The sequence below is a fragment of the Acidiphilium cryptum JF-5 genome, assembly GCF_000016725.1.
Lineage (GTDB): Bacteria > Pseudomonadota > Alphaproteobacteria > Acetobacterales > Acetobacteraceae > Acidiphilium > Acidiphilium multivorum.
Window position 1 is genome coordinate 355,311 of sequence record NC_009484.1, and the last position, 16,598, is coordinate 371,908.

The following is a 16,598-nucleotide window of genomic DNA, read 5'->3' on the forward strand; positions in this document are numbered from 1 at the left end:
CCCCGTCAGAACCGCGGCACGAAGGGCGTCGCCGCCCGCGCCCGCCGCTCGCCGGTGATCACCTCGTCGCCGTCGCGCAGTCCGCCGCTCACGATCTCCGTATTGGTGTCGTCATCGAGCCCCGTGACCACCGGAACGGCGGCCGGCTTGCCCTGCCGCAGCACCCACACGCGCGCCCCGCCCCCCGCCGGCGCCGCCTTCGCCAGGCGCGGCGTGAAGCGCAGCGCCTGGTCCGGCACGCGCAGCACGCCGGCCCGCGCCGCGGTGATGATCCGCACCGACGCGGTCATGCCCGGCTTCAGCTTCAGGTCGCGGTTGTCCACCTCGATGACGACGTCGTAGGTCACCACGTTCTGCACCGTCTGCGGCGACTGGCGCACCTGCGTCACCGTGCCGTCGAACGTCTCGCCCGGAAAGGCGAGAACGGTGAACCGCGCCGCCTCGCCCTTGCGGATATCCGCGATATCCCCCTCGCTGACATTGGTATCCACCTGCATCCGCGTCAGGTCGGTGGCGATCAGGAACAGCGTCGGCGTCTGGAACGAGGCGGCGACGGTCTGCCCGATCGTGACATTGCGCGAGACGACGATCCCGTTCACCGGCGAGACGATGTCGGTATAGCCGAGATTGGCCTGCGCGGCGGCGAGCTTCGCCTCGTCCTGCCGGATCACCGCGCGGTCGAGCGCGGTCTGCGCCTCCAGTTGCCGATACGTCGCCTTCGCGCTGTCGGCGGCGTTCTCCGAGGCGTAGCGCTGCGGCACCAGCGAGGCGAGGCGGCGGTAATTGCCGCGCGCATAGTCGAGGCTCGCCTCGTCCTTGCGCAGCTGCGCCTGGTCCACGGCCACCGCCGCCCGGTCCTGGTCCACCACCGCCTGGTAGGGCCGCGGGTCGATCCGGGCGCAGATCTGCCCGAGCTTCACGATCGTGTTGTAGTCGCAGCTGATGTCCTGGATGATGCCGGACACCGCCGAGCCGACGATCACCGTCAGGATCGGGTTGACCGTCCCCGTCGCCGTCACCGCCCGCGTAATGTCGCCGCGCCCGACCTTCGCCGTCACGTAGTGAACCGGCGGCGGCGCCCCCACCGTCCGCCAGCCGATCGCGATCGCCGCCGCCACCCCCACCGCCAGCGCCGCCAGCACGGCGCCGCGCCGGACGCGCCGGCGGCGCGGCGCGGCTGCCGGTTCCGGCGGCGCGGAAGGCGGTGGGCGCTGCGTGTTCGCTGGCGGGTTCGGTGAGACCGTCATGGTGCTTCCTTCGGGCGCGTGCCCGTCCGGATCGGCTCGAACCTAGGACCGCGCGGGGCAGGCGGCGATGACGCAGATCAACGCTCCCTGACCCCGGCATCCCCGCATGGGGTCGCCTACGGTTCCGGCCCCCGCAGCACGAGCCGCAGCAGCGCCGGCAGGCCGAACAGCACCAGCGGAAACGCCACCACGAACCCCGAGATCACCGCGATGGCGAGCGGCTGCTGCATCCCGCTGCCCTGGCCGATGCCGAGTGCCAGCGGCAGCAGCGTCAGGATCGCCGCCAGCGTGGTCATCGCGATCGGCCGCAGCCGGTTCCGGCTCGCCACCACCAGCGCCTCCCGCCGGTCCTGGTACCCGGCGAGGCTCCGGAATTCCGAGATGTAGAAAATCGCCATCTCGGTCGCGAGCCCGACGATCATCGTCATCCCCATCAGCGCGGTGATGTTGAGCGCCACACCCGAGAGATCGAGCCCGATGAACACCGCGAGGCTCGACAGCAGCGCGGTGGCGACGATCGCCCCGGCGATGACGAAGCTGCGGTAGAGGAACAGCAGCAGCACGAATTCCGCCAGCACGGCGGCGACGAACACGCGGGCAAGCCCGATGAACGCCTTCTGCTGCTGCCGGTAGAGCCCGCCGAGCCGGTAGCTCATGCCCGGCGGCAGCAGGCCCGGCCGCGCCAGCACGCGGCGCACCGAGGCAATCGCGGCGGAAATGCCGCCGCCGCTGATCCGCCCCGTCACCGCGACGATCTGGCGCAGATTGTCGCGGTCGATCTCCGGCCGGCCCGACACCGTCCTCAGCGTCGCGATCGCCCCGAGCGGCACCAGCGCGCCCGAGGGCGCGGCGAGCGGCAGCCGCAGCAGGTCGCCCGTCTGCGCGAAGGCGTCGCGCGGCAGTTCCAGCCGCACGCCGGTAAAGCGCTCCTGGCCCGGCAGCGCGGTGACCACGCTACCGCGCAGCGCCGTCGCCACCATCCGCTCGACCGCGGCGGGATCGAAGCCGAACATCGCCGCCTTCGCGGGATCGACATGGATGTCGATCGAATCCCCGGCGATCACCACGCCGTCCTGCACGCCCACCACGCCCGGTATCCGCCCGATCGCCGCCGCCACCCTCTTCGCGGTTTCATCCAGCCGCGCCGGGTCGCCATGCAGCTCGATCTCGATCGGCTCCGGCTGGCTGACGAGATCGCCCAGCAGGTCGGACATCAGCTGCGACTCGTCGAAATCGATGCCCGGCACGCGGTCGATGATCCGCCGGCGGACCCGGTCCATCACCGTCCAGATCGGCGCCCGCTGCCCGAGCGGGCGGAGCTGGACGAAGATGTCGCCCTGATACGGCTCGTTGAGGTCGCCGCCGAGCCCGGCGCCGAGCCGGGTCGACCATGTCGCCACCGCCGGATCGGCGCGGAGAATATCCCCCACCTGCCGGATCTCGCGCGCCCCCTCGGCCAGCGAGGTGCCGGGCCGCGCCTGGTAGTTGATCACGAACCCGCCCTCGTCCATCCGCGGCATGAAGCCGGTCGGCACCACCGCATAGGCATAGGCGCCGGCCAGCACGAACGGAATCAGCGCCACGAGCAGCCAGGCCGGCCGCGCCACCACGAGGTCAAGCAGCCACCCGTGCGCCCGCGCCAGCAGCGACTCCCGCGCTCCGCCGCCGGCGACCGGATCGTGCCATTTGTCGAAATCGATCAGCCAGCGCGCCAGCACCGGCACCGCGAAGGCCGAGAACAGCCAGGAGGCGACCAGCGTGGAGGCCATGGTGATCGACAGCGCCTTGAAGAAGGCGCCGGTCACGCCGGAGAGGAAGGCGAGGGGGACGAACACGATCAGCGTCGCCAGCGAGGAGCCGGCGAGCGGCGCGAGGAATTCCTCCGCCGCCGCCAGCACCGCGCCGCGCGCCGCGATCCCGCCCGCGCGCCCGGCCCGCCGCGCGACATGCTCGATCATCACGATCGCATCGTCGATCACCAGCCCCACCGCGGCGGCGAGCCCGCCCAGCGTCATGATGTTGAAGCTCATCCCCAGCAGCGTGAGGATCAGCACCGCGGTCGCCATCGAGGCCGGCAGCACCAGCAGCGCGATCAGCGTGACGCGCCAGCTCCGCAGGAAGCCGATCAGCACCAGCCCCGCCAGCACCACGCCGATCGCGATCGCATCGCGCACCGAGCCGGCGGCGGCGGTCACCAGCGTGCTCTGGTCGTACCATTTCACCAGCCGCACGCCCGCCGGCAGCCGCGTCTCGTAGGCCGCCAGCGCCCGGCGCACCGCCGCGTCCACCTGCACCGCGTTGCCGCTGGGCTGCTGGAACACCTGCAACGTCACCGCGCGGTGATCGTTCTCGCTCACCCGGTCGTAGCGCGGCACCCGGCCCATTTCGACCCGCGCCACCTGGCCGAGCCGGACCACCCCGTCCGGCCCGCCGCCGACCACGATCCGCCGCACCTGCGCCATGGTCCGCAGCGTGTTCTGCTGCACCACCAGATAGAGGCTGTCGTGATCGGCGAGCCGGCCGACCGAGGCGAGCACGTTCGACCGCGATACCGCCTGCTCGACACTCGCCAGCGTCACATGCATCGCGGCGAGCTTCGCCGGATCGACGATGACATGCACCTCCGGCGTGTCGCCGCCCTGCACGCCGATCTTGGCGACACCCGGAATCCGTTCCAGCACCGGCACGATGCGATACCGCGCGATCGTTCGCAGCTCCGCCTCGGAAATGCTGTGCGAGATCAGCGCATAGGCGATGATGGGAAACACCGTCGGGTCCATCCGCCGCACCACGTAGCGCGTGCCCTTCGGCAGGTCGGGCAATTGCTGGGCCAGCGCGGCGTCGACCTCCAGCGTCGCCGCCCGCATGTTGGTGCCCCAGTCGAAATCGATGAACGCCTGCATCGACCCGCGCGAGGTGGTCGAGCGCACCCCCCGCACGCCCGGAATCGCCCGCAGCGCCTGCTCGACCGGCTGGGTCACCTGCAACATCATCTCATGCGCCGGCCGCGCCCCCGAATCGATGTTGATCCGCACCCGCGGGAACGAGGTGCGCGGAAACAGCCCCACCGGCAGCGACAGCGCGCCGACCGCCCCGGCCAGGGCGAGGCTCGCCATCAGGAACAGGATCGCCTTCTGCTGGCGGCCGAGAAACGCGGCGAATCCCCCCATCATCCGCCCTGTCCCGGCCGCGCGATCCGCACGGCGATGCCCGGCCGCAGCTGGTAATTGCCCGAGACCACGACCGGCAGCGCCGGATCGATCCGCCCGGCGACGATGCTCCGCCCCCGCGCGCTCGCTAGCACCCGCACCACGACGCGCACCGCATGCCCGTCCCTGACCTGCCAGATCACGTCGCGCCCCGCCGCCGGCAGCGCGGCGTCGCGCGGCACGATCACCCCGCGCACCGTGCCGGTATCGATGCGCGCGCGGACCATGGCGCCGACCAGCGCCGGCGCGCCGCCGAGCCCGACCGTCGCATCCACCAGCCCGGTGCGCGGATCGACCTCGCCGGCGAGCATGTCGATCCGCCCGCGCAGCGCCGCACCGCCCAACACCTGCACAAGCGCCGCCTGGCCGGCGGCAAGCCGCCGGGCGTCGCCCGGATCGACGCCGACCACCGCGACCAGCCCCGCCCGCCGCACCACCGTGGCGATCGCCGTCCCCGCCGGCAACGCGGCGCCGGGCGCGGCCGAAATCGCGGTGACGATGCCGGCGAACGGCGCCTCGACCGTCGCCATGGCCCGATCCGCCCCCTCGCGCTTCAGCGCGTCGAGCGCCGCAAGCACCGCCCGCGCCGCCTGTTCCGCCTGCGCGAACTGGGTCCGCGTGGCGAGGTGCCGGGCCAGCAGCGCGCGCGTATGGGCGAGCACCCGCAGCGTCTCATCCCGCGTGGCGACGGCCTGCGCATAGGCGGCGCGGGTCGCCGGCGCGGTCTCGATCCGGGCGATCACCTGCCCCCTGCGCACACTCATGCCCGGCCGCGCCTCCACCGCCGTCACCGTCGCGGCATAGGCGGTGGCGAGCGTCCGCGCCGCGCCCGCCCCCGGCGCGATCCTTCCATAGGCCGTCACGCTCCGCTCCAGCGCCCCCTGCGTCACCGGCGCGGTGGTGACCAGCACGCTCGGTCCCTCGGCCAGCGCGGCATGGCCCGCGAACCCCGCACCGGCCACCAGCAGCAAGCCAAGGCGCCGCGCGCCGGAGCCAAAAAATCGTGTCATCGCATCAGTCCTTGCCGGAAGCGGAGAGTGAGCGGATCACCGGCAGCCCGGCGCCGAGCAGCGTGCGCAGCGACACCCGCCCGGCCGCGATGCGGGCCCGAAGGTCGATCGCCTCGGCCCGCCGGTTGGCCGCCGCGTCGATCAGGTCGGCCTCGGCGCGGGCATCGATCAGCCCGGCCGCGTAGGCCCGCCGCGCCGCCGCCGCATCGCGCCGGGCGATCGCCGCGCCCCGCACCGCCCGGCGATATTCCGCGTCAAGCAGCGTCAGCGCCTGTTGCGCCGCCTCCGCCTGTCCCGCCGCCTGGTCGAGTGCCGCGCGGAAGGCGGCGGCAAGCTGCCGGCGCGAGGCCCGCGCCACCGCGATGGCGCCGCGATGCCCATCGAACAGCGGCAGGTCGAGCGTGATCGTCGGCCCCAGGCTGGCCACCCGCGTCGTGTCGGTCCCGCCATTCACCGCGAGCGAGACCAGCGGAAACTGCGCGCGGATCGCGGCGCGCAGATCCGCATCCGCCGCCCGGTAGCCATAGCGCAGGGCGATCAGGTCGGGCCGCCGCCGGGCGAGGCTGCCGACCAGCGCCGCCACCCGCCGCGCCGGCAGCGGTGCCGAATCCGGTTCAGAAACCGGCAGCGCGGCACCGGGCGCGAGGCCGAGCAAGGCGGCGAGGGCGGCGTGGTCGGCCTGCTCCCGCCGCGCGATCGCATCCCGCGCCGTCTCGATCCCGGCGAGGCTCGCCGCCGCCGCCGCTCCCGCGCCAAGCGCAAGATCCCCCTGCTTGATCGCCGCGCGCGACGCCCGGTCGAGCCCGGCCAGCGCGTCCCGCGCCCGCGCCAGCGCGGCCAGCCGCCGCTGCTCGCCCCAGAGGCCGATCGCCAGCGTCTCCGCCTTCGCCGCCACCTGCCATTCCTGCCATTCGAACCGCGCCGCCGCCGCGGCGGTCCGCGCCCGGGCGGCGGAAAGGCGCGGGCCGCGCGTCGCCAGCGCGGCGATATCCTGCGCGATGCCGCCCGAGATCGACGGCGCGATCCCCGGCCCGCCGAGCAGGGCGGCGAACCCGCCGCTCACCTGCGGATCGGGCAGCAGTCCGGCGGCGAACTGCCGGGCGGAAGCCAGCCGCACGCCCTCCCGACCGGCGGCCAGCGCCGGATCGTTCAGCACGGCCAGCGCCGCATAGGCGCCGGGCGTCAGCGCCCCCCGCGCCGCGATCGTCCCGCCGCCCGGCAGCGCGCGGTCGAGTGCCGCGAGCGACGCGGCGGGGGAGGGGCGCAGCGCCAGCGGTGCGGGATGAAAACGGGCGCAGGCGGACAGGCCGAGCAGCGCGCCAAGACCGGCAAGGCGACGGAGACGTACGAGGGGAGAACGGATCACGCCCGGCTGGATGCCGCAGCGCGGCTGCCCCGCGGCTTACATCCAGTTTGTGATTCGGTAATGTTTCCCGGTCTCGCTTGACCGGCGGGCCGGTACCATGATCCTCGGCTTCGTGCATGACCGGACCGATGCGATGACGCAACCCTGCCTGGCCATCCTGCTGGTCGAGGACGACGAGCTGACCGCCAATCTCGTGCGCGCCGCGCTCGGCGCCGAGGGGCATCTCGTCGCCGTCGCCGCCGATGGCCGGGACGGCCTGCTGCGCGCCGCCGCCGGCCATGAGGGCCGGGCCTGGGACCTGCTGATCGTCGACCGCATGCTGCCCGGCCTCGACGGTCTCGCCCTGGTCCGCACCCTGCGCGGCGCCGGCCTGAGCATGCCGGCGCTGTTCCTCACCGCCCTCAGCGGCATCGACGACCGGGTCGAGGGCCTGCGCGCCGGCGGCGACGACTATCTCGTCAAGCCCTTCGCCGCCGCCGAACTGGCCGCCCGCGTCGCCGCCCTGGCCCGGCGCGGCGAGATGCGCCCCTCCGGGCCGGTGCTCCGGGTCGAGGATCTCGAACTCGACCGGCTCACCCGCGCCGTCACCCGCGCCGGCCGGCGCATCGACCTCAAGCCCCGCGAATACGAGGTGCTGGAATACCTGATGCGCCATGCCGGGCGCGTGGTGACGCGGACGATGCTGCTCGAGGATGTCTGGAACTTCCATTTCGACCCGCGCACCAGCGTGGTGGAGTCGCATGTCTCCCGCCTGCGCGCCAAGCTCGGCGCCGGGCGCGAGCTGCTGCACACCGTGCGCGGCGCCGGCTACCGCATCGGCGACCCCGCATGACCCGGCGCTGGCCCGCGTCCGGCCAACCCGCGATCCTGCGCACCTCCGGCGTCCGCCTCGCCGCCCTCGGCGCGGCGGTGGCGGCGATGGGGGCCGTCATCGTCTTCGTCGTGATCTATTACGGCACCCTCGGCTCCCTGCGGCAGACGCTCGATGCCTCGGTCACCAACGAGATCGGCGAGATCCTGCCGCAAGGGCCGGCGACGCCGCCGGCGGTGGCGGCCATAGCCATCCGCGCCGCCCTCGCGCAGCGGCCGTCCCGCATCTTCTACGCGCTGGCCGGGCCGAACGGCGCCCCCCTCGCGGGCAATCTGCGCCTCCCGCCGCCGGCGCCCGGCTGGCACACGCTGGACGCGCCGGAGGCCGACGCCTTCGCCCCCGGCGTGACGGAGCTGCGCGTCCTCGTGGTCCGCCTGCGCGGCGGCGCGTCGCTGCTCGTCGGCGTCGACGGCACGATGATCCGCCGGCTGAACGATCTGATCCGCCGCAGCTTCCTGATCGGCTTCGGCCTCACCCTCAGCCTCGGCCTCGCCGCCGGCATCGGTTTCGGCCGCAAGGCCCTCGCGCGGGTGAACGCGGTCAGCCTCGCCAGCCGCGAGATCATGGCCGGCGACCTGTCCCGCCGCATCCCGCTCGCCGGCACCGGCGACGAGTTCGACCGCCTCGCCGAAACCGTGAACGCGATGCTCGACCGCATGCAGCACCTGATGGAGAATCTCGGCGCCGTCGGCAACGACATCGCCCACGACCTCCGCTCGCCGCTGGCCCGGCTGCGCGAAACCCTCGAACTCGCGCTGCGCGACCCCGATCCGGCGGCGGCCGGGGCCGCCATCGCCGAGGCGATCGCGCAGGTCGACGGCGCGCTGGCGCTCTGCGGCGCCATTCTCCGCCTCGCCCAGATCGAAACCGGCGCCCGCCGCGCCTCCTTCTCCGACATCGACCTGACCGACCTGCTGGACCGCCTGGTCGAGACCTACGAGACAGTGGCCGAGGAGGCGGACCACCGCCTCGCCGCGCATGTCCCGCGAGGCCTCGCCATCCGCGGCGATGCCCAGCTCCTCAACCAGATGTTCGCCAACCTGATCGAGAACGCGATCACCCATGCGGGGAGCGCGGCGCGGATCGGCCTCGTCGCCCGCGCCGATCCGGCCGGCGTGACGGTCCGCCTGACCGATGACGGTCCCGGCATCGCGCCGGACCGCCGGGGTGCCGCGCTGCGCCGCTTCGGCCGGCTCGACCCGGCGCGCCACCGCCCCGGCTACGGCCTCGGCCTGCCGCTCTCCGCCGCCATCGCCGACCTGCACGATGCCCGCTTCACGCTCGATGCCGCCGCACCCGGCGCCGATCGCCCGGGCCTCGCCGTCACCCTGGTCTTTCCGGCGGGCGGCGTCCCCCGGCCGGGCTGACCGCGTCGGCCCTATTTGTCGGCTCTATTTATCGACGGCGTCGAGCACCGCATCCGGCCCGGCCGGATCGGCGCGGGACGCCAGCAGCGCGCGCACGCGCCCGGCATCGTCCGGCGTCGCCGGATTGTAGACGATCATGCTCAGATCCGGCCGTCCATCCACCGCGAACGACGAATACTCCAGCGCGATGGGGCCGATCACCGGGTGGCGCAGCCGCTTGGCCCCGTCGCCCTGCGGCATCACCTCGTTCTCGTTCCACATCGCCGCGAATTCCGGGCTGGCGCGGCAGAGTTCGTCGACCAGCGGCGCCACCTCGGCATCGGCCCCGGCGCGGGCGGCATCGACCCGGAACGCGCCGACCACCGCCCGCGCCATCGCCGCCCAGTCGAACTGCGCCGCGCGCACGCGCGGGTCGGTGAAGATCATCCGCAGGATGTTGCGCTGCCCCGCCGGCAGCGCGGCGTAATTGGTGAACACGGCGGCGGCGGCGCGATTCCAGGCCACCACGTCCCAGGTCGCGGTCCGCACGATCGCGGGGCTGAAGGGCAGCGCGTCGAGCAGCCGCTGCAGCCGCGGCGTGATCGCATCGCCGCCCCGGTAGCGCGCCTCCGGCGGATGGCCGCGCCCCAGCAGGAACAGGTGCTCGCGCTCGATCTCGGTCAGCATCAGCGCCCGGGCGATCCGGTCGAGCACCTCGGCCGAGGGATTCCCGCCGCGCCCCTGTTCGAGCCAGGTGTACCACGTGGCGCTGATATGGGCGCGCTGCGCGACCTCCTCGCGGCGCAGCCCGGCGGTCCGCCGCCGGCCCGCGGCCAGGCCGAGCGAGGCGGGATCGAGCCTGGCGCGCCGGCTTCGCAGATAGGCGCCGAACCGGTTGTCGTCCTTCATCGCGCCGATCATGCCAGAAATCTCCGGCGCCGGCATCACCCGCCCGCATCCCCGCAGCGCGTGGCGCCGCGGACCCGGCGGCGGTAGCGCTGGATGCGCGCGAGCAGCCGCCGCAGTTCCGGGCCGATCTGCTCCAGCTCGTCCAGATGCGTCTGCGACAGCGCGGCGAGCCGCGCCTCGCCGCTTCCGGTCAGCGCCAGCCGCACCCGCCGCCCGTCTTCCGGGTCGGTCGCCCGCGCCACGAAACCGGCGGCCACCAGCCGGTCGACCAGCTCCACCGTGCTGTTGTGCTGCAGGATCAGGAACGCCGCGAGGTCGGAAACGCTCGCCGCGCCCTGGCCCTGCATGGCGCGGATGCCGAGCAGCGCCTGGTGCTGGCGCGGCGTCAGCCCGTCGCGCCGGGCGGCGGCCTCGCTGAAGGCGATGAACTTCCGCAGCGCGAAGCGGAACGAGGCCAGCATCTCGTAATCCTCGTCGGTCAACCGCGCATCAGCCATGCTGTCTCCTCTTCCCGGCGGGTTGCCGTTGTATATCGCATTACGATATATGGCCAGCTCTTCCCCGGCCCGGAGTCCGCCATCGATGTCACCTTCGCCCAGTCTGCCACCCCCCGTTCGCCTTGGCGACTTCACGACCGACCGCGGGATCTTCCGGCTGATCGGCTTCGGCGCCTGCGCCGGCCTGTTCGGCGTCATCGCCGGCTGGATCCTGCTGCGCATGATCGGGCTGATCAACGATCTCGCCTATTACGGCGTCTGGTCGACCCGGATGCTGGCGCCGGGCGGCGCCGCGCCGGGCGGCCATCCCGCGCTGTGGACGATCCTCGTTCCCGCCGGCGGCGCCGTGCTGATCGGCCTGATGGCCCGCTACGGCTCGGAGAAGATCCGCGGCCACGGCATCCCCGAGGCGATCGAGGCGATCCTGCTCGGCGGCGCCCGGCTCGACCTGCGGGTGGCGATCCTCAAGCCGATCTCGTCGGCGATCTCGATCGGCACCGGCGGCCCGTTCGGCGCCGAGGGGCCGATCATCATGACCGGCGGCGCCGCCGCCTCGCTGATGGCGCAGTGCTTCACCCTGACCGATGCCGAGCGCAAGACCCTGCTCGTCGCCGGCGCCTGCGCGGGCATGACGGCGGTTTTCGGCACCCCGGTCGCCGCCCTCCTGCTCGCGGTCGAACTCCTGCTGTTCGAGCTGAAGCCGCGCAGCATCATCCCCGTCGGCGTCGCCTGCATCACCGCCGCCATCCTCCGCCGCTTCTGCATGACGCCGGCGCCGCTGTTTCCCTATGCCGGCGGGGTGATCGTCGATCCGCTGCACGCCTTCGGCTGGCTCGGCCTCGGCCTCGCCGCCGGGCTCGGCTCCGCCCTGCTCACCGTGCTCGTCTACGCCGCCGAGGACGGGTTCGAGACACTGCCGATCCACTGGATGTGGTGGCCGGTGCTGGGCGGCCTCGTCGTCGGCATCGGCGGCGTGTTCGACCCGGCGGCCCTCGGCGTCGGCTATCCCGACATCGCGCGCCTGCTCGCCGGCACGCTCGCCGGCGGGGCCGCGATCCGTCTCGTCCTGGTCAAGGGCGTGATCTGGTCGGTGGCGCTGGGCTCGGGCACCTCGGGCGGCGTGCTGGCGCCGCTGCTGATCATCGGCGGCGCGCTCGGCGCCGTCCTCGCCCCCGTCATGCCGCACGCCGCGCCCGGCTTCTGGGCGGTGCTCGGCATGGCGGCGATGATGGGCGGCACCATGCGCGCCCCGCTGACCTCGACGCTGTTCGCCGTCGAACTCACCGGCAACCACCTCATCCTCCTGCCGGTGCTCGCCGCCAGCATGGCCAGCATGGCGGTGACCGTCCTGCTGATGAAGCGCTCGATCCTGACCGAGAAGATCGCCCGGCGCGGCCATCACCTCACCCGCGAATACAGCATCGACCCGCTGGCGGTGACCCGCATCCGCGACATCATGGCAACCGAGGTGGACACGCTGGCGGCGGACCTGCCGGTGGGGGCTGCGATCGAGCGCTTCCTCTCGCACGCGGCGGCCCACCGCGCCTTCCCGGTGACGGCGCCGGACGGCCTGGTGCTCGGCCTCGTCTCCCGCGCCGACATCCTCGACTGGATCGGCGACGAGGTGCGGCGCGACCTGCCCTTGCGCGCGATGATCGCCGGCCGCGAGGTGACGACCGCCGCGCCCGACGAGATGGCCGACACCATCGCGGTGCGGATGCTCACCCGGAACGCCCCGCGAATCCCCGTGGTCGACGCGGAAGGCCGCCTCCTTGGCATCGTCTCCCGCGCCGACCTGCTGCGCGTCCACCAGCGCGTCATGCTCGCCGAAACCCGCCGCGAGCGCTTTTTCCCCTTCCGCCGCCGCGCCGCCGCGAAGGAAGCGCAAAAGCCCGAGCCGCTCGCCGTGCCATGAGGCGCCCGCCGGATTGGCGCGCCGCCCCGACCCCGGCATAACGGCGGCGGACCATGAGGCCGGCCCCTCGATTCCGGCGGGAGCAAAGACATGCTGATCCTGAACCCCGATCCCGCCCACGGCGCGCCGCTGGACGCCGCCGACGCCGCGCTGCTCGGCGCCGACCCGGCCGATGAACTCGCCCGCTACCTCGCCCACCGCCCCGATCACCGCCCGACGCCGCTCATCGCCCTGCCTTGCCTCGCCGCGCGGCTCGGCGTCGCGGCACTCCACCTCAAGGACGAATCGACCCGCTTCGGACTCGGCAGCTTCAAGGCGCTCGGCGGCGCCTACGCCGTGGTCCGCCTCGTGCTGGAGGAAGCCGCCCGCCGCCTCGGCCGCCCCGTCGGCTACGCCGACATGGCCGCGCCGGAGGTCCGCCGCGTCGCCGCCACCATGACCTTCGCCTGCGCGACCGACGGCAATCACGGCCGCTCGGTGGCGCAGGGGGCGGCGATGCTGGGCGGCCGCTGCGCGATCCTGGTGCACGCCGGCGTCAGCCCGGCGCGGGTGGCGGCGATCGCCGGCCTCGGCGCCGAGATCATCCGCGTCGACGGCACCTACGACGATTCGGTGGAAGAGGCCGCCCGCCTGTCCGCCGCGCGCGGCTGGACCGTCGTCTCCGACACGTCCTGGCCCGGCTACGAGCGGATTCCGGGCCTCGTCATGCAGGGCTATGTCGCGATGGTGGACGAGGCGCTCGCCGCCATGCCGGCGCCGCCCACCCATGTCTTCGTCCAGGCCGGCGTCGGCGGCCTCGCCGCCGCGGTCGCCGGCCATCTCGCCGAACGCCTCGGCGCGCGGCGGCCGACGCTCGTCGTCGTCGAGCCCGACCGCGCCGCCTGCGTGCTGGAGACCGCGCGCGCCGGACGCCCCGTCCGCATCGCCGCCGGCGCGCCAACGGTGATGGCCATGCTCGAATGCTACGAAACCTCGCTCGTCGCCTGGCGCATCCTCGCCCGCGCCGCCGACGCCTTCATGACGGTGAGCGAGGAGGACGCCGTCGCGGCGATGAACCGCCTCGCCCGGCCCGAGGCCGGCGACATGGCGGTGGTGGCCGGCGAAAGCGGCGGTGCCGGTCTCGCCGGCCTGCTCCGCGTCGCCGGCGATGCCGGGGCACGGCAGGCGCTCGGCTGCGGCGCGGAGGCGCGGATCCTGGTCTTCAATACCGAGGGCGCGACCGACACGGCGCGCTACCGCGACCTCGTCGGCCTCGACCCGGCGCTCGTGGCCGGCGCCGGGTCAGCGCCGGATCAGTAATAGCCCTTCTTGATCAGCGGCTCGATCTTGTCGAGCAGCGCCTTGTCGTCGGTGCCGGCGGCGGTGTTGACGTTCATGCCCTCGAGGTCGAACCGCTTGGTCAGCACGCACTGCACCACCGGCAGGAAGCCCTGCATGTAGAGCTGCTGGTTCAGCGTCGCGGCGATGTAGCCGCTCTTCACCCCGGCGATGGTGGTCGGCGCGAGATCGATGCCGCCGACGACGATCTGCCCGGGCTTCTTGCCGGCCTCCTGCAACGCCTTCGGAATGAACGAGGTCACCAGCCCCTGCTGCGTGCCGATCGCCTTGAGCTTCGGATGCCGCTCGATGAAGGCGACGAGGATCGGCACCGACAGCGCCGGATCGGCGTTGACGGCGTTCGAGATGTTGAGCTTGTAGACCTTGAGCCCGGCCTTCTTCAGCCCCATCACCAGGCCCTCGTCGGATTCGCCGCGGATCCCCTCGGCGAAGACGCCGTATTCGAGCGCCTCGTCACCCGGCTTCAGGTGCCCGGCCTTGACCATCGCCGCCGCGGTGGTCTCGCCGCCCTGCACGAGATAGGTGCCGACATAGCCGAACCCGTTGGTCCGGTATTTCGCCTCGAGCTTGGGCAGCGGCACGTTCCCGGCGGTGACCACCATGCCCTGGGCCTCGGCCTTGCTCACCAGCGGCGCGAAGGCGGCGTTGCCCGGATGGCCCATGATCTCGGCGCATTGCGGCCCGGCGGCGATGGCCTGGCGGAACTGCTCGATCATCTTTTCCGGCTGCCAGTCGGAATATTGCGAGATCAGCCGCACGCCGAGCGCCTTGGCCGCCGCCTTGGCGCCGAGTTCGCGCGGCAGCGTCGAGGCGTCGCCGGGGCTGCCGCCCATCTGGAAATACATGGTCAGCCCGGCGCCGAGCTTGTGCTGCGGGGCCGCGGCGGCCGTGCCGCAGAACAGCGCCGCCGCGATGGCGGCCGCCGAAGCGAAGGACATCCTGAGTTTCATCCCGTCTCTCCCTTTGTTTGCCTTGAGGTGCCCGTCATGCCGGCGGGCTTTACTCGCGTTGCATCAGTCGTCGCTGCAGAGCCTTCACCCTCGCCGGGTCGCCGAGACCGGTGTGCAGCACCACCGCGGCGACGAACACGAGGCCGACGATCACCTCGACCCAGAACCCCGAAACCCCGGTCGCGACGATCCCGGCATCGAGCATGCCGATGATCATGGCGCCGAAGAAACTGCCGACCACGGTGGCCGATCCGCCGAACACCGAGGAACCGCCGATGAACACGGCGGCGAGCGCCGAGAGCAGCAGCCCCTGGCCCTGCGTCGAGAAATAGCTGAGATTGGCGACGGTCATCAGGAAGCTCGCGAAGCCGGCGAGCGCGCCCATCAGGGTGAACAGCTTGATCCGCTCGCGGACCGTGTTGATCCCGACCACCCGCGCCACCTCGCGCGAATCGCCGATGAACAGCAGGTGCTCGCCGAAGCGGTGCCGGTTCAGGATCGCCCAGATCAGCGCCGCGACGGCCACCGCCCACAGCGCCTCCACCGGCACGCCGAGCAGCGTCCCCGAGAACACCCGCGCGATCACGGTGCCGGTCAGGTCGTTCAGCGCGTAGGACAGGCCGCCCGAAAGCACGGTCGCCACACCGCTCCAGAAGAACGACGTGCCGATGGTGATGATGATCGAGGGAATGCCGAGTGCGGCGACCAGCCAGCCATTGATCACGCCCACCAGCGCGCCGCCGCCGATCGCGGCGACCAGGCCGAGCCAGGGCATGTGCAGCTTGTCGGCGCAGAACGCGAACAGGAAGCCCGACAGCGCGATGACCGCCGGGAACGACAGGTCGATCTCCCCGGCCGCGATCACCAGCGTGAGGCCGAGCGAGAGCACCAGCATCGGCGGAATCGTGACGAGGAAGGAATTGTAGATCGGCCAGCGGAGGAAAACCTCCGGCGCGAAGCCGATATAGATGCCGATCAGCGCGAAGAACACGACGATGATCGGCACCGCGCCGAGATGCGCGTGCCAGCGCGGGGAGGATTTCGGCGCCGCCGGGCGTCCCGTGCTCACGTCGCTGCCGCTCATGCGTGGCCTCCTGTTGCCGGCGTGCCGTGTTGCAGGTCGATCAGGAACCGGGTGAGATCCTCGAGGGTCATCTCCGCCGGCCGTATGTTGGCGACGATGCGCCCGCGGTCGAGCACCACCAGCCGGTCCGCCAGCGCGTGCACATGCGCGAGATTGTGCTCGATATAGATCGCCGCCCGCCCCGAGCGCTTGATCGAGCGGACGAAGTCCAGCACCTTCTGCACCTCGCTGATGGCGAGCGCCGTGGTCGGCTCGTCGAGGATGATCAGGTCGGAATCGAAATGCATCGCCCGGCCGATCGCGATGCCCTGCCGCTCGCCGCCCGACAGCTTGGCGACGGTCGAATCCGCGTCGATCCCGACGCCGCGGAACCCGAGCTGGCGCTGCAGGATCTCGTTGGCGATGCGCCGCTGCTCGCGCACGTTGATGAAGCCGAAGCGGTTGACGATCTGCCGGCCGACGAAGAAGTTCCGCCACAGCGGCTGCTTCTCGCCGAGCGACTTCTCCTGGTACACGGTCTCGAATTTCAGCGAATGCGCGCGCCGGACCGAATAATTGTAGAGGTCCACCGCCTCGTCGCGAATATAGAGCCGCCCCGAACTCGGCCGCACCACGCCGGTCAGCGCCTTGATGAGGGTGGACTTGCCGGCGCCGTTATCGCCGATCAGGCCGACAATCTCGTTGCGCCCGATCGCCAGATCTATATTGTCGAGGGCGCGGACCTTGCCGAACGAGACGCAGAGTTTCTCGGCGCGGACGATGTCGGACCAGCCGCCGGCCGCCCTCCTGTCTTCGTTCGGCGTGCCGCCGCCGGAAGCTGCGATCGCGTTGCCTGTTGCGCCCATGTTTCGGCTTT

Annotated in this window: 13 protein-coding genes; 4 read left to right on the forward strand and 9 right to left on the reverse strand. The window is 72.5% G+C overall.

Going from position 1 to position 16,598, the window contains the following annotated elements; all coding sequences use genetic code 11:
* Positions 1-5: 5 nt before the first annotated feature.
* From ACRY_RS04000 to ACRY_RS04015, 4 genes are all read right to left on the reverse strand, one after another.
* Entirely contained in the window at positions 6-1,247 is a 1,242-nt protein-coding gene (locus ACRY_RS04000) for an efflux RND transporter periplasmic adaptor subunit (RefSeq protein ID WP_011941434.1), read from the reverse strand.
* A gap of 116 nt (positions 1,248-1,363) precedes the next feature.
* Positions 1,364-4,420, reverse strand: a complete 3,057-nt coding sequence (locus tag ACRY_RS04005; protein WP_011941435.1) for an efflux RND transporter permease subunit — start codon at positions 4,418-4,420, stop codon at positions 1,364-1,366.
* Complete coding sequence (locus ACRY_RS04010) at positions 4,417-5,466, reverse strand: efflux RND transporter periplasmic adaptor subunit (RefSeq protein ID WP_011941436.1); 1,050 nt, start codon at positions 5,464-5,466, stop codon at positions 4,417-4,419. Before ACRY_RS04010 ends, ACRY_RS04005 begins: the two co-directional genes overlap by 4 nt.
* A 4-nt stretch (positions 5,467-5,470) precedes the next feature.
* Positions 5,471-6,832, reverse strand: coding sequence for a TolC family protein (locus tag ACRY_RS04015; RefSeq protein WP_011941437.1), 1,362 nt, complete (start codon positions 6,830-6,832; stop codon positions 5,471-5,473).
* 97 nt (positions 6,833-6,929) lie between these two features.
* Between ACRY_RS04015 and ACRY_RS04020 the strand changes: the two genes are divergently transcribed.
* Positions 6,930-7,664, forward strand: a complete 735-nt coding sequence (locus ACRY_RS04020) for a response regulator transcription factor (RefSeq protein ID WP_011941438.1) — start codon at positions 6,930-6,932, stop codon at positions 7,662-7,664.
* Positions 7,661-9,070 (forward strand): sensor histidine kinase, encoded by a 1,410-nt coding sequence (locus ACRY_RS04025; protein WP_011941439.1) that lies wholly within the window; start codon positions 7,661-7,663, stop codon positions 9,068-9,070. Before ACRY_RS04020 ends, ACRY_RS04025 begins: the two co-directional genes overlap by 4 nt.
* 24 nt (positions 9,071-9,094) lie before the next feature.
* On the opposite strand, the gene ACRY_RS04030 is transcribed toward ACRY_RS04025, so the two are convergent.
* Both ACRY_RS04030 and ACRY_RS04035 read right to left on the reverse strand, forming a co-directional pair.
* Positions 9,095-9,994: a helix-turn-helix transcriptional regulator gene (locus ACRY_RS04030; protein ID WP_011941440.1), complete on the reverse strand. Its 900-nt coding sequence runs from the start codon at positions 9,992-9,994 to the stop codon at positions 9,095-9,097.
* Entirely contained in the window at positions 9,994-10,455 is a 462-nt protein-coding gene (locus ACRY_RS04035) for a MarR family winged helix-turn-helix transcriptional regulator (protein ID WP_011941441.1), read from the reverse strand. The genes ACRY_RS04030 and ACRY_RS04035 overlap by 1 nt, the downstream gene beginning before the upstream one ends.
* Before the next feature lie 85 nt (positions 10,456-10,540).
* Here ACRY_RS04035 and ACRY_RS04040 point away from each other — a divergent pair, with 85 nt between their 5' ends.
* Together ACRY_RS04040 and ACRY_RS04045 are read left to right on the forward strand one after the other, a co-directional pair.
* Entirely contained in the window at positions 10,541-12,370 is a 1,830-nt protein-coding gene (locus ACRY_RS04040; protein WP_007421614.1) for a chloride channel protein, read from the forward strand.
* A 90-nt stretch (positions 12,371-12,460) separates the two neighbouring features.
* Positions 12,461-13,669, forward strand: coding sequence for a diaminopropionate ammonia-lyase (locus ACRY_RS04045; RefSeq protein ID WP_011941442.1), 1,209 nt, complete (start codon positions 12,461-12,463; stop codon positions 13,667-13,669).
* Here ACRY_RS04045 and ACRY_RS04050 read toward each other — a convergent pair.
* The 3 genes from ACRY_RS04050 to ACRY_RS04060 are packed head-to-tail and all read right to left on the reverse strand — an operon-like array spanning position 13,663 to position 16,587.
* Entirely contained in the window at positions 13,663-14,658 is a 996-nt protein-coding gene (locus ACRY_RS04050) for a substrate-binding domain-containing protein (RefSeq protein WP_011941443.1), read from the reverse strand. The genes ACRY_RS04045 and ACRY_RS04050 overlap by 7 nt on opposite strands.
* Before the next feature lie 49 nt (positions 14,659-14,707).
* Positions 14,708-15,742, reverse strand: coding sequence for an ABC transporter permease (locus ACRY_RS04055; RefSeq protein WP_007423907.1), 1,035 nt, complete (start codon positions 15,740-15,742; stop codon positions 14,708-14,710).
* A complete protein-coding gene (locus tag ACRY_RS04060; RefSeq protein ID WP_007423908.1) occupies positions 15,739-16,587 on the reverse strand; it encodes an ATP-binding cassette domain-containing protein in 849 nt (282 codons plus the stop codon). Before ACRY_RS04060 ends, ACRY_RS04055 begins: the two co-directional genes overlap by 4 nt.
* Positions 16,588-16,598: the final 11 nt, after the last annotated feature.

What these genes read in the sequence shown, in the direction of transcription:
- ACRY_RS04050 (WP_011941443.1), bottom strand. Translation starts at nt 14,658, where the DNA reads ATGAAACTCAGGATGTCCTTCGCTTCGGCGGCCGCCATCGCGGCGGCG.
- ACRY_RS04040 (WP_007421614.1), top strand. Translation starts at nt 10,541, where the DNA reads ATGTCACCTTCGCCCAGTCTGCCACCCCCCGTTCGCCTTGGCGACTTC.
- ACRY_RS04030 (WP_011941440.1), bottom strand. Translation starts at nt 9,994, where the DNA reads ATGCCGGCGCCGGAGATTTCTGGCATGATCGGCGCGATGAAGGACGAC.
- ACRY_RS04060 (WP_007423908.1), bottom strand. Translation starts at nt 16,587, where the DNA reads ATGGGCGCAACAGGCAACGCGATCGCAGCTTCCGGCGGCGGCACGCCG.
- ACRY_RS04025 (WP_011941439.1), top strand. Translation starts at nt 7,661, where the DNA reads ATGACCCGGCGCTGGCCCGCGTCCGGCCAACCCGCGATCCTGCGCACC.
- ACRY_RS04055 (WP_007423907.1), bottom strand. Translation starts at nt 15,742, where the DNA reads ATGAGCGGCAGCGACGTGAGCACGGGACGCCCGGCGGCGCCGAAATCC.
- ACRY_RS04020 (WP_011941438.1), top strand. Translation starts at nt 6,930, where the DNA reads ATGATCCTCGGCTTCGTGCATGACCGGACCGATGCGATGACGCAACCC.
- ACRY_RS04010 (WP_011941436.1), bottom strand. Translation starts at nt 5,466, where the DNA reads ATGACACGATTTTTTGGCTCCGGCGCGCGGCGCCTTGGCTTGCTGCTG.
- ACRY_RS04045 (WP_011941442.1), top strand. Translation starts at nt 12,461, where the DNA reads ATGCTGATCCTGAACCCCGATCCCGCCCACGGCGCGCCGCTGGACGCC.
- ACRY_RS04000 (WP_011941434.1), bottom strand. Translation starts at nt 1,247, where the DNA reads ATGACGGTCTCACCGAACCCGCCAGCGAACACGCAGCGCCCACCGCCT.
- ACRY_RS04005 (WP_011941435.1), bottom strand. Translation starts at nt 4,420, where the DNA reads ATGATGGGGGGATTCGCCGCGTTTCTCGGCCGCCAGCAGAAGGCGATC.
- ACRY_RS04035 (WP_011941441.1), bottom strand. Translation starts at nt 10,455, where the DNA reads ATGGCTGATGCGCGGTTGACCGACGAGGATTACGAGATGCTGGCCTCG.